The 13,531-nt window shown below is 62.2% G+C and carries 13 protein-coding genes; 8 read left to right on the top strand and 5 right to left on the bottom strand.

All coding sequences use genetic code 11. The features are described from left to right. Positions 1-123 precede the first annotated feature (123 nt). On the bottom strand, positions 124-882 hold the full coding sequence (locus tag ACWUKX_RS10690; RefSeq protein ID WP_456006529.1) for a TetR/AcrR family transcriptional regulator: 759 nt from the start codon (positions 880-882) through the stop codon (positions 124-126). On the opposite strand from ACWUKX_RS10690, the gene ACWUKX_RS10685 reads away from it, so the two are divergent. After that, a complete protein-coding gene (locus ACWUKX_RS10685; RefSeq protein ID WP_456006527.1) occupies positions 841-2,034 on the top strand; it encodes an FAD-dependent oxidoreductase in 1,194 nt (397 codons plus the stop codon). The two genes, ACWUKX_RS10690 and ACWUKX_RS10685, sit on opposite strands and share 42 nt — an antisense overlap. 86 nt (positions 2,035-2,120) lie before the next feature. Here ACWUKX_RS10685 and phbB read toward each other — a convergent pair whose 3' ends face one another. Together phbB and ACWUKX_RS10675 are read right to left on the bottom strand one after the other, a co-directional pair. Then, positions 2,121-2,846: an acetoacetyl-CoA reductase gene (gene phbB / locus ACWUKX_RS10680; RefSeq protein ID WP_029348801.1), complete on the bottom strand. Its 726-nt coding sequence runs from the start codon at positions 2,844-2,846 to the stop codon at positions 2,121-2,123. Between the two features lie 131 nt (positions 2,847-2,977). Beyond that, a complete protein-coding gene (locus tag ACWUKX_RS10675) occupies positions 2,978-4,156 on the bottom strand; it encodes an acetyl-CoA C-acetyltransferase (protein WP_456006524.1) in 1,179 nt (392 codons plus the stop codon). A 290-nt stretch (positions 4,157-4,446) separates the two neighbouring features. On the opposite strand from ACWUKX_RS10675, the gene phaR reads away from it, so the two are divergent. Then, positions 4,447-5,058 (top strand): polyhydroxyalkanoate synthesis repressor PhaR, encoded by a 612-nt coding sequence (gene phaR / locus ACWUKX_RS10670; RefSeq protein ID WP_456006521.1) that lies wholly within the window; start codon positions 4,447-4,449, stop codon positions 5,056-5,058. Between the two features lie 68 nt (positions 5,059-5,126). Here the strand turns inward: phaR and ACWUKX_RS10665 are convergent, their stop codons facing one another. Beyond that, on the bottom strand, positions 5,127-5,573 hold the full coding sequence (locus ACWUKX_RS10665; protein ID WP_456006518.1) for a hypothetical protein: 447 nt from the start codon (positions 5,571-5,573) through the stop codon (positions 5,127-5,129). Positions 5,574-5,674: 101 nt separating this feature from the next. Here ACWUKX_RS10665 and ACWUKX_RS10660 point away from each other — a divergent pair, with 101 nt between their 5' ends. From ACWUKX_RS10660 to ACWUKX_RS10650, 3 genes are all read left to right on the top strand, one after another. Beyond that, on the top strand, positions 5,675-6,364 hold the full coding sequence (locus ACWUKX_RS10660; protein ID WP_456006515.1) for a TetR/AcrR family transcriptional regulator: 690 nt from the start codon (positions 5,675-5,677) through the stop codon (positions 6,362-6,364). Between the two features lie 170 nt (positions 6,365-6,534). After that, positions 6,535-7,314, top strand: coding sequence for a 3-hydroxybutyrate dehydrogenase (locus ACWUKX_RS10655; RefSeq protein ID WP_455850231.1), 780 nt, complete (start codon positions 6,535-6,537; stop codon positions 7,312-7,314). Between the two features lie 49 nt (positions 7,315-7,363). Then, positions 7,364-8,494: a patatin-like phospholipase family protein gene (locus ACWUKX_RS10650; protein ID WP_456006512.1), complete on the top strand. Its 1,131-nt coding sequence runs from the start codon at positions 7,364-7,366 to the stop codon at positions 8,492-8,494. A 14-nt stretch (positions 8,495-8,508) separates the two neighbouring features. Here ACWUKX_RS10650 and ACWUKX_RS10645 read toward each other — a convergent pair whose 3' ends face one another. Next, entirely contained in the window at positions 8,509-9,105 is a 597-nt protein-coding gene (locus tag ACWUKX_RS10645) for a TetR/AcrR family transcriptional regulator (RefSeq protein WP_456006509.1), read from the bottom strand. A gap of 122 nt (positions 9,106-9,227) precedes the next feature. Between ACWUKX_RS10645 and ACWUKX_RS10640 the strand changes: the two genes are divergently transcribed. The 3 genes from ACWUKX_RS10640 (at position 9,228) to ACWUKX_RS10630 (ending at position 13,529) form a co-directional block, all read left to right on the top strand. Beyond that, complete coding sequence (locus tag ACWUKX_RS10640; RefSeq protein ID WP_127314217.1) at positions 9,228-9,689, top strand: (2Fe-2S)-binding protein; 462 nt, start codon at positions 9,228-9,230, stop codon at positions 9,687-9,689. Between the two features lie 2 nt (positions 9,690-9,691). Further along, positions 9,692-11,965, top strand: coding sequence for a molybdopterin cofactor-binding domain-containing protein (locus ACWUKX_RS10635; protein ID WP_456006507.1), 2,274 nt, complete (start codon positions 9,692-9,694; stop codon positions 11,963-11,965). Positions 11,966-12,353: 388 nt separating this feature from the next. Further along, the gene (locus ACWUKX_RS10630) at positions 12,354-13,529 is read left to right on the top strand and encodes an efflux RND transporter periplasmic adaptor subunit (protein WP_456006504.1); all 1,176 of its coding nucleotides are present in this window, start codon (positions 12,354-12,356) and stop codon (positions 13,527-13,529) included. The last annotated feature ends 2 nt before the right edge of the window (positions 13,530-13,531 follow it).

The raw sequence follows: 13,531 nt of genomic DNA, 5'->3' as shown, positions 1-13,531 counted from the left end.
GCACAGGCTGTGCGGCCGCCGTTAACTTTTGCGTGCCGCTTCGGCACAAGGTCGGCGCCGCGTCCATCGTCGGCGCAGTCGCTGCACGAGGACCAGTGTGCCAGCAATGCAGAACGGATTGGTTCAAGACCCGTCCTCTCCCACGGCATAGCGCTGCAAAGTAGGGCCGACTTTCTGGATAATTTCGTCGTGGGACAGGGCGACGACTGGCGGAAGCCGCAGCAGGTACCGGCACATCGCCAGACCCAGCAGCTGGCTCGAAACGAGCCCGGCCCGTCGACCCGCATCGGCGGGGTCAGAGACCGCCGCAACCACCGGCCTCACCTGGTTGCCAAATACGTCGCGCAATTTTTCCGCGGCGAATTCGTTCGACGTCGCCGAACGCAGCAGAATTGCCATGCCAGGACCGCTGGCCGGGCCTTCCCAGATTTCGAGAAAACGCCTGACCAGCGTTTCACCGATGGCGTTTCGATCGATCACCCGCAGCGCCGGCAATTGCAGGTCGACGACCGCCGCCCTGGCAAACAGTTCGTCCTTGCTGCGGAAATAGCGGATCACCATGGCCGGATCGATCGAGGCATGCGCCGCGACGTCGCGGATGGAGGCGCCGTCATAGCCGTGCTCGGCGAACAGGAGCCTCGCGGCCTCGAGAATTTGGGCGCGCGTGCGGTCCGACTTGCTGGGTTTCTTCGGCTGATTCTCGGTCATGAAATTCATATGCCAACGGCCGTTGACAAATGCAATGGGTTCGGCTAGAAAGTCAACGATCGTTGACAAATGGAGAGAGAAATGTTGCCCGAAACTACGGAAGTCCTGATAATCGGTGCCGGGCCGACCGGCATGGCGCTGTCCATCGTGCTGCACCAGGCCGGTGTCGATCATGTTTTGATCGACAGGCTGGCGCAGGGGCTTCAGACGTCGCGGGCTGGCGTCATCCACGCGCAGACGCTGGAAACGCTGCAGCCGCTCGGCGTCACGCAGCGGCTGAGCGAACTTGCCCTGAAGCTGCAGAATTTCGCCATCCGCGACCGCAATCGGGCGCTGCTCAAGCTCGATTTCAGCAAGCTTCCGTCAAGGCATCCCTATCTGATGATGCTGCCTCAGAACCTGACCGAGCAGGTGTTCGCCGAACGGATCGCAACCCTGGGCGGCGTGATTCATCGCACGGTCGAGGCCAAGGCGGTCGTTCAGGACGCTGACGGCGCACGCGTGACGGTGATCGAGAACGGCCGCGAGAAACTGATATCGGCACGCTACGTCGTTGGTGCCGACGGCATGCACAGCCTGGTGCGCAGGTCGACCGGCATCGAGTTCGACGGCGCGGCCTATGACGCTTCGTTCGTACTCGCCGATGTTCGTCTCGACTGGCCGGTTGGGCCGACCGAAGTGTCGCTGTTCTTTGCACCGGCCGGGCTGGTGGTGGTGGCGCCGCTCCCGGACGGATCGTACCGGGTCGTCGCAACAATGGATGACGCACCGGAAAAGCCCGAGATCGCTGACATCCAGGCGCTGCTCGACAGCCGTGGACCGACCAAAAAAAGAGCCCGGGTGCTCGATCTGTCGTGGAGCTCGCGTTTTCGCGTCCATCACCGCCTGGTCCGCTCGTACCGCAAGGACCGGTTGTTTCTCATGGGTGATGCCGCGCACGTGCACAGCCCGGCGGGAGGGCAGGGCATGAACACCGGCATCATCGACGCGGTCGTGCTTGGCCAGTTGCTTGGCGACGTGGTGAACGGCGTGCGCCCGGAAGCGGAGCTCGACCTTTACGAAACGCTGCGGCGCCCGGCGGCCGAAGAGGTGCTTGAACTAGCGGGCACGATGACCGACATGGCGCTTACCCGCAGTCCGGTGAAGCGGTTCGTCCGCAATCTCGTGCTTTCGGTGCTGAACCTCAATTCATTCCTGAGACGTCGCATCGCCTTGAAACTGTCAGGCCTCAGCCGGGCGCCGCTTGCCCGCCTGCCGGCACCTTCGCGCGAGCCGATCCCCCAGACCAAGCCTGCAGCCGAACCAGGGCTGAAGCTTGTTGCCTGACAGCCGCGATTGTGTGGCTCCCAGCCCTCGGTCTTGGCCGTGTTGGCGTCGGCCCGGTACATCAGCTACCAGCGAGGGCCGACGCCTCAGGTGATATACTGGCCGCCATTGGCGGTTAGGGTCGAGCCGGTGATGAAGCCGGCATCGTCGGAAGCGAGGAAGACGACGCAGCGTGCGATCTCTTCCGGCTCGCCGAGGCGGCCGACCGGGATCTGCGGGATAACGCGCTCGTTGAGCACCTTCTCGTCCATCGCCCTGACCATCTCGGTGGCGATATAGCCGGGACAGATGACATTGACGGTGATGCCGGCTCGCGCCCCTTCCTGGGCGAGCGCTTTGGTGAAGCCGATATCGCCGGCCTTCGAGGCCGAATAATTGACCTGGCCGGTCTGGCCCTTCTGGCCATTGATCGAGGAGATGGTGATGACGCGGCCGAACTTGCGGTCGCGCATGCCGCCCCACAGCGGGTGCGTCATGTTGAAGACGCCGGAAAGATTGGTGTCGACGACCTCTTTCCACTGCTCGCGCGTCATCTTGTGGAACATGGCGTCGCGGGTGATGCCGGCATTGTTGACCAGCACGGAAACCGGACCGAGATCGGCCTCGACCTGCTTGATGCCGGCAGCGCAAGCATCGTAGTCGGCGACGGACCATTTGTAGACCGGGATGCCGGTCTCTGCCTTGAATTTCTGCGCCGCTTCGTCATTGCCGGCGTAGTTCGCGGCAACCTTGTAGCCGGCGGTTTTCAGGCCGATCGAAATCGCGGCGCCAATACCGCGCGACCCACCGGTGACGAGTGCTATCTTTGTCATGATGTCCTCCCTTTTTTCTTTCATGAGCGGTGGGCGACGAACGGGGAACGCTCTAACGGCGATTGAGCCCCGTTCCGCCCGACTATTTCACGGCTTGCTCACCCTGTCTTCACGACGCTTCGCATATGACTTCACAGCGCTTCCACGCACATGGCAACGCCCATGCCGCCGCCGATGCACAGCGTGGCAAGGCCTTTCCTGGCACTTCTGCGGCGCATCTCGTAGACCAGCGTGTTGAAGATTCGGGCACCGGAGGCGCCGATCGGGTGGCCGATGGCGATGGCGCCACCATTGACATTGACGATGGACGGATCCCAGCCCATGTCCTTGTTGACGGCGCAGGCCTGCGCGGCGAAGGCTTCGTTGGCCTCGACCAGGTCGAGATCGCCGACCGACCAGCCGGCCTTGGCCAGCCCCTTGCGCGAGGCCGGAATAGGCCCGGTGCCCATGATCTGCGGATCGACGCCAGCGGTCGCCCAGGACACGATGCGCGCCAGCGGCGTGATGCCGCGCCTTTCGGCTTCCGCTTCGGTCATCAGCAGCACGGCGGCGGCGCCGTCATTGATGCCGGAGGCATTGGCGGCGGTCACGGTGCCCTCCTTATCGAAGGCCGGTCTTAGCTTCGTCATGGCGTCGATCGTGGCGCCGTGGCGGATGTATTCGTCTTGGTCGACAATGGTGTCGCCCTTCTTGCCCTTGACGGTGAAAGCCACGATCTCGTCTTTGAATTTGCCGGCCTTCTGCGCGGCCTCTGCCTTGTTCTGGGAGGCCAATGCGAGCCGGTCCTGGTCCTCGCGGGTAATCTGGAACTGGCGTGCGACGTTTTCGGCCGTGTTGCCCATGTGGTAGCCATTGAAGGCATCCCACAGCCCGTCCTTGATCATGGTGTCGATCATCTTGTAGTCGCCCATCTTGACGCCGGCACGCAGGTGTTGAGCGTGCGGGGCCAGCGACATCGATTCCTGCCCGCCGGCGACGATCACCTTGGCATCGCCGGTGGCGATCTGCTGCATACCGAGAGCAATAGCGCGCAGACCTGAGCCGCAAACCTGATTGAGGCCCCAGGCGGTGGTTTCCTTTGGCAGGCCGGCATTGATAGATGCCTGGCGGGCGGGGTTCTGGCCCTGAGCCGCGGTCAGCACCTGGCCGAGGATGACCTCGTCGACCTCCGCCGGCTCGACACCGGCACGAGACAGCAGTTCCTTGATGACGACGGCACCAAGCTCATGCGCCGGGGTGGCGGCAAAGGCGCCGTTGAAGGAACCGACGGGCGTGCGCGCCGCACTGGCGACAACGATGGCAGCGGACATGTTCTTCTCCAGACTTCGAGGTATCGTATCGTCAGGGCTTTTCTTGCCCTTTCAATGGCCCAAGTCAAACCGGAAATGGGCACGCTGGCCATGCGCCGCAAGCAGGTTGCGCCTCGTGGTGGAAACAGCCCGCCCATTGCTGCGCAGCATTTTCTGGCCGCCATGCAGCATTAATTGATCCCGCACTGCACAAACCACTTGGAATTGCGACGCTTTTGCGCATATCCTTGAAAAGGCGCAATCGTTACCGGCAGCTTACACAAGTGCGCCGGTGTCCTGGGAGGATGCTGATGGCCGCGAAAGACGAACCGATTATCATCAAGAAATATGCCAATCGCCGCCTCTACAACACCGGCACCAGCACTTATGTGACGCTCGAGGACCTTGCCGAAATGGTCAAGAAGGGCGAGGAGTTCACCGTCCAGGACGCCAAGACCGGCGACGACATCACGCATCCGGTGCTGACCCAGATCATCTTTGAACTGGAGAACAAGGATGGGCAGAACATGCTGCCAATTCCGTTCCTGCGCCAGCTGATCGCCTTTTACGGCGACCAGATGCAGATGATCGTGCCGAGCTTCCTCGAGCAGTCGATGATCGCCTTCTCAAAGGAACAGGAACGCTTCCGCGAGCAGATGAAGGGTGCGTTGGGCAAGTCGCCGCTGGACATGATGAAGATCGCCACGCCGATCAAGGCGCTGGAAGAGCAGACGCGCCGCAACATGGAGATGTTCCAGAATGCCATGCGCCTGTTCACGCCCTTCCCACCTGCAGGCTCGAATGGCTCTTCCGCAGCGCCGGCGGAGCCGGCCAGGAAAGAAACGTCGGATAAACCCGACGACCTTCAGGAGTTGAAGGAACAGATCGCCGCCATGCAGCGCAAGCTCGACACGATGTCGTGATCGCCGGCTGGACTAAGCCCGGCCGAAAATCTCCCATCAGCAGACCGTGTCAGAACATCTCTGCCACGCTATTTCGTCGTCACCGTCACCAGCGCGGTAACGGGTTTGCCGTCCACTAGAATGGGCTTGTGATGATCATCGGCAAGTAGGACGCCGATCACGTGCTTGCCGGCGGCATCCGGACAATGGCCGAAACGAGCAGTGATAAGATCGCCGCCAAAGTCGCTGTTCATGCTGTTGTACGGCTTGCCGGCGATATTGCAGGTATCTCCGGCGGGATCGATCTTCATATGCACGTGGCCGCATTGGCTGACGCCGTCGCATTCACCCGCTGGCAGCAGCGTGAAGTTGCTCCTGACCACGACGCCTATCGCCCTTTCGGGATCATTGCCGAGTTCGATGACCGAACCGGCCACGGGCCAGACGATTTCCAGAGTTGGCCGATCTTCGGCCTGGGCAGACCCGAGCGACAATAGGGAGAAAGCGAGGGCAGTCGTTGCGATGATGCGAAGCATGGTAACCTCCGTTGATGTTGTAATCACTGATTACATATGAATCGCTGGGGCGCAAGAAAATAATCAGTGATTACATTTCGGCCTCGTGCTACTGGGAGGGCATGACCAACACCACGGATTCCAGCGAAGCCGCCAACCCCAAGCGCTATCATCACGGCAATCTGGTCGAGGCCTTGATCGCGGCAACCGTGGAGATCATCGAGGAACGCGGAGCAGAGCATGTGTCTGTACGCGAGGCCGCAAAGCGTGCCGGCGTTTCGCCCGGCGCGCCATTCCGCCATTTTCGGTCGAAATCAGCATTGCTGACCGCAGTCGCCGAACAGGCGATGAACCGGCTGACCGAGGCCGTTGCCAGTGCACAGTCCAAAGTCGACAGCGCAGATCCCATTGTGGCCTTCGAAGCAATCGGACAGGGCTATCTGGAATGGGCGATCAGCAATCCCACGCATTTCCAGATCATCAGTTCCCGAACGCTGATTGATTTCGACGCGTCGGATAGTCTTCGTGATCAGAATGAAGCCATTCGCCGGAAGATGATCGACCTGCTGATCCAAGCGCAGCAACAAGGTCGGCTCGCTCCGGACACCGACTTCGATCATCTGGTGCTCGCCGCGCGCGCATTTGTCTACGGATTGGCACGCATGGCAATCGATGGTCATTTCCCGGAGTGGCATCCGTCCGAGCCGCCATCCCTCGCCGCGCGGAGAGCTCTCCACCTCTTCATGAGCCGGATGACCAATTCCAAAACGCAACCTCACGAGCACCCCGAAGTGGCTTGCGGGGATCGCTGACACACTGTCTCACACAGCCTGTTCAGGCGCACAACTTCGGGTGAGAATGGCCTCTTCATGACAAAAATTTCATGTCACTGCGTGCATCACGCCGCTGTTCTTGCGCCACACGAGACATATATGCTGCACTGCAATATGTCTCCGTTAGCACCGCACCGAAGGATTTCGCCTTGCCCAGCAGAAAAACCGCCATCGTCACCGGTTCCACCTCGGGCATCGGGCTGGCCATCGCCCATGCGCTCGCAGCGGAAGGGTGCAACATCGTCGTCAATTCCTTTTCCGACACGGCCGACGACCAGGCCATCACCGATGCGATCGCCAAACATCACAAGGTGAAGACCGCGTACATCAAGGCAGACATGTCGAAGCCGGCCGAATGCCGAGCTTTGATCGTGAAAGCAGCCGAGACATTCGGCTCGGTCGACATCCTGGTCAACAATGCCGGCATCCAGCATGTCGCGCCGGTGGAAGAATTTCCGATCGAGAAGTGGGACGCGATCATTGCCATCAATTTGTCGTCGGCCTTCCACACCATCGCCGCCGCGATCCCGCTGATGAAGCAAGCCGGCGGCGGCAGGATCGTCAACATCGCCTCGGCCCACGGGCTGGTCGCCTCGCCGTTCAAGTCGGCCTATGTCTCGGCCAAGCACGGCATCATGGGGCTGACCAAGACCGTCGCCTTGGAACTGGCGCGCGACAAGATCACATGCAACGCCATCTGCCCCGGCTATGTGCTGACGCCGCTGGTCGAGGCGCAGATCCCCGACCAGATGAAGGCGAACAAGATGGACCGCGACACTGTGGTCCGCGAGGTCATGCTCGAAAAGCAGCCGACCAAGGAATTCGTCACGGTCGAGCAAGTTGCCGCTGCCGCGGTGTTCCTGTGTTCGGATGCAGCGGCGCAGATCAACGGCACGCATATTTCGGTCGACGGCGGCTGGACCGCCTAGTGAATTTGCTGCGCGAAACAAATCTGGCCGACAAATCAAGGGCAACGCCATGACGACAAACGGCAAGGTGGAGGAGCCCAAGAAGATCAACGTCGCGCTGCAGGGCGGCGGCTCGCACGGCGCCTTCTCCTGGGGGGTGCTCGACCAGCTGCTGGAGGACGGACGGCTCGACGTCGCGGCGGTTTCGGGCACCAGCGCCGGCGCGATGAACGCGGTGGCCCTGGCCGACGGCTTCGTCCGAGGCGGCGTCGAGGGGGCGCGACAGAAGCTCGACGATTTCTGGCGCGCGGTGGCGCTGAAGGGCCGGTTCAGCCCGGTACAGCGCATGCCGTGGGACGTGGCCTGGGGCAACTGGTCGATCGAGAATACGCCGGGCTATCTCTTTTTCGATACCATGTCGCGGGTGTTTTCGCCTTATGTCGCCAACCCGCTCGGCCTCAACCCGCTGCGCGACGTGATCGAACAGGAGATCGATTTCGGCAATGTGCGCGCCTGCAAGTCGATTGAGCTGTTCATCTCCGCGACCAATGTCGAGACCGGGCAGTTGCGCGTCTTTTCCGATGGCGAGATCGACCTCGACACGGTGATGGCGTCGGCTTGCCTGCCGCAGCTGTTCCGCGCCGTCGAGATCAAGGGCGTGCCCTACTGGGATGGCGGCTATGGCGGCAATCCGGCGCTATTCCCGTTCTTCAAGACGGCTGCCACTGAGGACGTGCTGTTGGTGCAGATCAATCCGGTGGTCCGCGAGGGAACGCCGAAGAGCGCCAATGAAATCCAGAATCGCATCGACGAGATCACTTTCAATGCCGGGCTGCTGCGCGAATTCCGTTCGATCGCCTTCATCAAGGAGCTGATCGCCGCCGGCCGGTTGCCGCATGGCGAATACCGCGACATCCGCATGCACCGCATCGATGCCGACGAGGCGTTCAAGGATCTGTCGGCATCGTCCAAGGTCAATGCCGAATGGGCGTTCCTGACCTATCTGCGCGACCTTGGCCGCACTGCCGCCAGCGATTGGCTGGAGGAGAATTACGATGCCGTCGGCAAACGGCCGACGCTTGATCTCTCAGGCGAGCTCGACGACGGCTTCAAGCCGATGCGTGGTCCGGCACCGGGCCGGCGGGTCAAGGAGTTCCTCGCGGCCCGCAAGAAGCCCGAGGCAGCGCGTCGCCAAGCTTGAGGCGTTTTGGATTGTCAGCTTTTTTGCAAGGCCAGATCGATCACCTTGATCAGCGCGGCCGCCGCCTGCCGCTGCTCGTCCGGATCGCTGATACGCATCTTCATGCCATCCAGCCCGTCGAGCAGCATGTCGGCGAGCAGTTTTACCGACAAGCCCTTGGCGGTGAGGTCGACGCCATTGCGTTCGGCTTCGCTCTGGATCGCTGCGGCGATATGCTCGGCAAACCGGCCGCGCCAGCAGCCGATCAGATCGGCGAGGCTCGACTTCATGTCAAGGAGTTCGGCGCCATGCGGCGAGGCATTGACGGCCCGCGTCATCGAGATCAGTGCCTCGTCGATGGCCCGAATCGTGCGCTCGGCAAATGGTTCTTCGCCGGCGAGCGCCGTTTTCGCCTGCTCGAGCGAGCGGGAAAGCAGCATCAGCGCGATGGCGCGATAAATGTCGGTCTTATTCTTGAACTGGAGATAAAGCGCCGGCCGCGACATGTCGGCGGCACGCGCAATGTCGTCCATGGTAGTGCGAGCGAACCCATAGGCCAGAAACACCTTCATCGCGCTGTCCAGAATGCGGGCGCGCTTGGGGTTGGTGGCGATGTTCTCGATCTCGATCATGGCGCGACTTTATCCTGCAAAAGCTCTGTTGACAAAATGACGTAATTTGTCAAGATGTATGAGGACGAAATGGCCGACCGGCCTTTCGCCTTGGGCTGCGGACGACAACAAAGGGTATCCCCATGCGCCTCACCGTCGACGGGCAGGCATTCGACATCAATGCCGATCCCGAAATGCCGCTACTGTGGGCGCTGCGCGATCTCATGGGCAAGACCGGGCCGAAGTTCGGCTGCGGCATTGCCGCCTGCGGCGCCTGCACGGTGCATGTCGACGGCCAGCCGGTGCGCTCCTGTTCATTGCCGGTCGGTGAGGTCACCGGCACAGTCACCACGATCGAAGGCATCGGCACCGAAGGCAGACTGCATCCGGTACAGCAGGCATGGCTGGAAGTGCAGGTCGCCCAATGCGGCTACTGCCAGGCCGGCCAGATCATGAGCGCGGTGGCCCTGCTCGACGAGGTTGCCGAGCCGACCGATGCCGACATCGACAATGCCATGGGCGGCAATCTCTGCCGCTGCGGCACCTACCCGAAGATCCGCGCGGCGATCAAACGAGCGGCCGTCCTCAAGACGGCGGGGATCTGAACATGGCCGGTGTCGGAAAGATCGCCCGCCGCACGTTTCTCATCGGCGCGGCTGCCATCGCGGGCGGTGTCGCCGTGGGCTACTATTACTACCGCAAACCCTATCCGAATCCGCTGGAGGGCGATCTCGCCGCTGACGAAGCGACCTTCAACCCCTATGTGAAGATCGGCGCCGACAACACGATCACCATCATCGCGCCGCGTGCCGAGATGGGCCAAGGCATCTCGACGACGCTTGCCGCCATGGTTGCCGAAGAGCTCGATGTCGACCTCGGACAGGTCAAGGTCGAGCACGGCCCGGCCTCCTACGCCTATTACAACTCGGCGATCCTGGAAGAGGGCGGTCCGTTCGCCTTCTTCGACGAAAGCATGACGGCGGAAATAGTGCGCGCCGGCATGGGCGTGGCCGGAAAATTTCTCGCCCTCCAAGGCACCGGCGGCTCGGCCTCGACGCGCGACGGTTTCGACAAGATGCGGCAAGCCGGCGCCGCCGCGCGGCAGATGCTGATTGCAGCGGCCGCGCAAAAGCTCGGTATAGCTGCTGCCGATCTGGAAACGGCCAATGGCTCGATCCTGCACAAGGCATCGGGCAAGTCGCTGACCTATGGCGCGGTCGCCGCGACCGCTGCGACGATGGCGCCGCCCGCGGAAATCACGCTCAAAGACAAAGTCGACTGGAAACTGCTCGGCAAACCGCAAAAACGCATCGACATGCCGGCCAAGGTCACCGGGGCGCCGATCTTCGGTATCGACGTGACGCTGCCGGACCTGCTGTACGGCACGGTCAAGATGAGCCCGCGTTTCTGGGCCAAGCCGGTCAAGGCCGATTTCTCCAAGGCCGAGAAAATGCCTGGCGTGATTAAAATCGTGCCGATCGACACGAATTACGGCCACGGCTTCGGCATCATCGCCGAAAACACCTGGGCGGCGTTCAAGGCGGCGGAGGCGATCGACACCGAATGGGCCGATCCTGAATATCCGCTGGATAGCGCCGGCATTTCAGAGGCGCTGAAGCGGGCACTCGGCACAAAAGGGTCGGTGATGCGCGACGATGGCGACGTGAATACCGCCTTCGCCGACGCGCCGCGCGAAAAGATCGTCGAGGCCGACTACGCGGTGCCTTATCTGGCACATGCGACGATGGAGCCGATGAACGCCACGGCGCGGTTGAAGGATGGCGTCCTAGACATCTGGTGCGGCAACCAAGCGCCGACCTTGGTGCGGCAGCTTTGCGCCAATGCTGTCGGCATCGAGCAGGACAATGTCAACGTCCACACCACCTTCATGGGCGGCGGCTTCGGCCGACGTGTCGAGGTGGATTATGCGCTCTGTGCCGCACTGATGGCGAAAGAAACGGCAGGCCGGCCGATCAAGGTGATCTGGACGCGCGAGGAGGACATGCGCCACGACGCCTACCGGCCGGCTTCTGTCGGCAAATTCCAGGCGCGGCTTGGCAACGACGGCATGCCGATTGCCGTCGACATGACAATCGCCTCGCCATCGCTGATAGCCAGCACCTTGCGCCGGCTGTTTCCTTCGATATCGCCGCTCGGGCCCGACAAGTCCATCGTCGACGGAGCCCATAACCAGCCCTATACGATCCCGAATTACCGGGTGACCGGCGTCGCCGCGCCCGTCTCGATCCCCGTCGGCTCCTGGCGATCGGTCGGCAGTTCGATCAACGGTTTCTTCCATGAAGGATTTCTGGACGAGATCGCAGTCGCCGGGAAAACCGACCCGGTCGATCTGCGCAAGAAGCTGATGGCTGCCTATCCGGCAGCGGTGAAGGTGATCGAGAAGGTCGCCGAAATGGCGAAATGGGGAGAAGCGCTACCCGCCGGCAAGGCCAAGGGCATCGCGTTCACGCTGTCTTTCGGCAGTTGGGTCGGCGAGATCGTCCAGGTCGCCGACACGCCGTCCGGAATCCGCATTGAGAAGGTATGGATCGCCGCCGATGTCGGCACCGCACTCGATCCTGATATCATCGAGGCGCAGCTCATCTCCGCCGCCGTCTATGGCTTGTCGGCGGCGATGGGTCAGGAGATTACTTTCGCCGACGGCATGGTCGAGCAGTCGAATTTTCACGACTACGATGCCATGCGCATCTTCCAGTGTCCGGCGTTCGAAGTCGCTATCCTGGAGAATTTTCACAAGATGGGCGGCGTCGGCGAAGTCGGCACACCGCCGGCGGCACCGGCACTCGCCAATGCCGTCTTCGCACTGACCGGCAAGCGCATCCGGACGCTGCCCTTGTCGAAGGAGGTGACCTTTGCATGAATATTCCCATCATGCTGACAGCTGCTGCCATGCTGTTTCGATGGCGCTTTCGCGCCGCAAAGGAAAGCCTGGCAACGGCACCGATGACGGTTGACGCAGCCAAGGGCTTGCCCGAGAGACGCGGTCTTTTCGCATCCGCGCTGCGCCGACTGCTATGTCGCAGACGGACGGCTGCGCTGGTCCGCCGCGCCTCATGGCGGCGGGCGCGTCCTGCCCAGCGAAGTAATAACCCATCAACTTTTCTGACTATATTGCGGTGCAACTTTGATGTAGAAGCTCATTCGCCGATCACGGCAAGTTGAACACGGCCTTGCGCGCACCCATATCGGCGACGCGCCCGAGTTAGAAGACGCGGCCTGGCCGAACCCCGCGCACTGGAAAAACGACGATGCCGAAATACAGGTTTCACAAGCTTGCAGCCATTGCTGTGCTTGTCGGTTTCGCTGCCTGGATGGCGACGGGCGAGTTCTCGTCCGTCGGCAGCGCGGCCGCCGACAACAAACCCAAGGCGGGGGAGGTCGAGCAGCCAAAAGCGGCCGACGCCGGCAAGCCCACTGAGGCAGAGCAGCCCAAGGCTCCCTTGCGCACCGTCGCGATCATAACCCCGCCGCGGCGTACCTATGCGCGCGCCATCCGCATTTCCGGACTGACCGAAGCCGACAAGCGCGCGGTCCTGGCGACGCGCGTCGCCGGCGTCATCGACAAGCTGCCGGTCAAGCAGGGGCAGCGCGTCAAGACCGGCGACCTCGTGCTGATGCTTGCCGCCGAGGAAAAGCTTTCGGCGGTCAGCAATGCCAAGCAGCTTCTGGTTCAACGTCGGGCCGAACTCGATGCAGCGTTGCGTTTGGCGAAAACCGGCAATCTGCCCAAGCTGCAGCTCGACACGGCCCGCTCCAACCTGACGCTGGCCCAGTCGCAATTGGAAGCCGCGCAAGCTGAGCTTGACCGCAACGAAGTGAAGGCGCCCTTCGACGGCGTCATCGACCGGGTGCCGGTGGAGCTCGGCAGTTCCGTGATGCAGGGCGGCGAAGTGGCGACCATTCTGAGCCTCGATCCGGTGATCGCCCGCGGCGAGGTCAGCGAACGTGATCTCGGCTATCTGAAGATCGGCGACAAGGCGAATGTCCGGTTGGTCAGCGGCCAGAATGTCGAGGGCACCGTGCGTTATATCAGCCGCGACGCCTCGTCCGCCACCCGCACCTTCCGCGTCGAGATCGCAATCCCCAACCCCGAGGGCACTATTCCGGCCGGGATGACCGCCGAGATCGCGCTGAGCGCGCAGCCGACCGACGCGGTCATGCTGCCGCGCTCCGTGGTGACGCTGGGCGACAAGGGCGACCTCGGCATTCGCGCCGTCGACAAGGACGACAAGGTCGTGTTCTTCCCGATCGATCTGGTTGACGACACGCCAACCGGCCTGGTGCTCGGCGGCATCCCGGCCGACGCGCGCATCATCGTCGCCGGCCAGGAACTGGTGAAGGAAGGCGAAGTGGTCAAGCCGGTCGAGGCCGATCAGTCGACCATCCAGAAGCTGTTGGGCGAAGCGACGGCCGGGACGCAGTAATC

This window comes from Mesorhizobium sp. f-mel (genome assembly GCF_053850215.1).
This window is presented reverse-complemented; position numbering and strand designations above follow the sequence as displayed.

Coding starts and splice junctions, on each gene's coding strand:
- ACWUKX_RS10685 (WP_456006527.1), top strand. CDS start 841: ATGGCGCTGTCCATCGTGCTGCACCAGGCCGGTGTCGATCATGTTTTG.
- ACWUKX_RS10690 (WP_456006529.1), bottom strand. CDS start 882: ATGATCGACACCGGCCTGGTGCAGCACGATGGACAGCGCCATGCCGGT.
- phbB (WP_029348801.1), bottom strand. CDS start 2,846: ATGACAAAGATAGCACTCGTCACCGGTGGGTCGCGCGGTATTGGCGCC.
- ACWUKX_RS10675 (WP_456006524.1), bottom strand. CDS start 4,156: ATGTCCGCTGCCATCGTTGTCGCCAGTGCGGCGCGCACGCCCGTCGGT.
- phaR (WP_456006521.1), top strand. CDS start 4,447: ATGGCCGCGAAAGACGAACCGATTATCATCAAGAAATATGCCAATCGC.
- ACWUKX_RS10665 (WP_456006518.1), bottom strand. CDS start 5,573: ATGCTTCGCATCATCGCAACGACTGCCCTCGCTTTCTCCCTATTGTCG.
- ACWUKX_RS10660 (WP_456006515.1), top strand. CDS start 5,675: ATGACCAACACCACGGATTCCAGCGAAGCCGCCAACCCCAAGCGCTAT.
- ACWUKX_RS10650 (WP_456006512.1), top strand. CDS start 7,364: ATGACGACAAACGGCAAGGTGGAGGAGCCCAAGAAGATCAACGTCGCG.
- ACWUKX_RS10645 (WP_456006509.1), bottom strand. CDS start 9,105: ATGATCGAGATCGAGAACATCGCCACCAACCCCAAGCGCGCCCGCATT.
- ACWUKX_RS10640 (WP_127314217.1), top strand. CDS start 9,228: ATGCGCCTCACCGTCGACGGGCAGGCATTCGACATCAATGCCGATCCC.
- ACWUKX_RS10635 (WP_456006507.1), top strand. CDS start 9,692: ATGGCCGGTGTCGGAAAGATCGCCCGCCGCACGTTTCTCATCGGCGCG.
- ACWUKX_RS10630 (WP_456006504.1), top strand. CDS start 12,354: ATGCCGAAATACAGGTTTCACAAGCTTGCAGCCATTGCTGTGCTTGTC.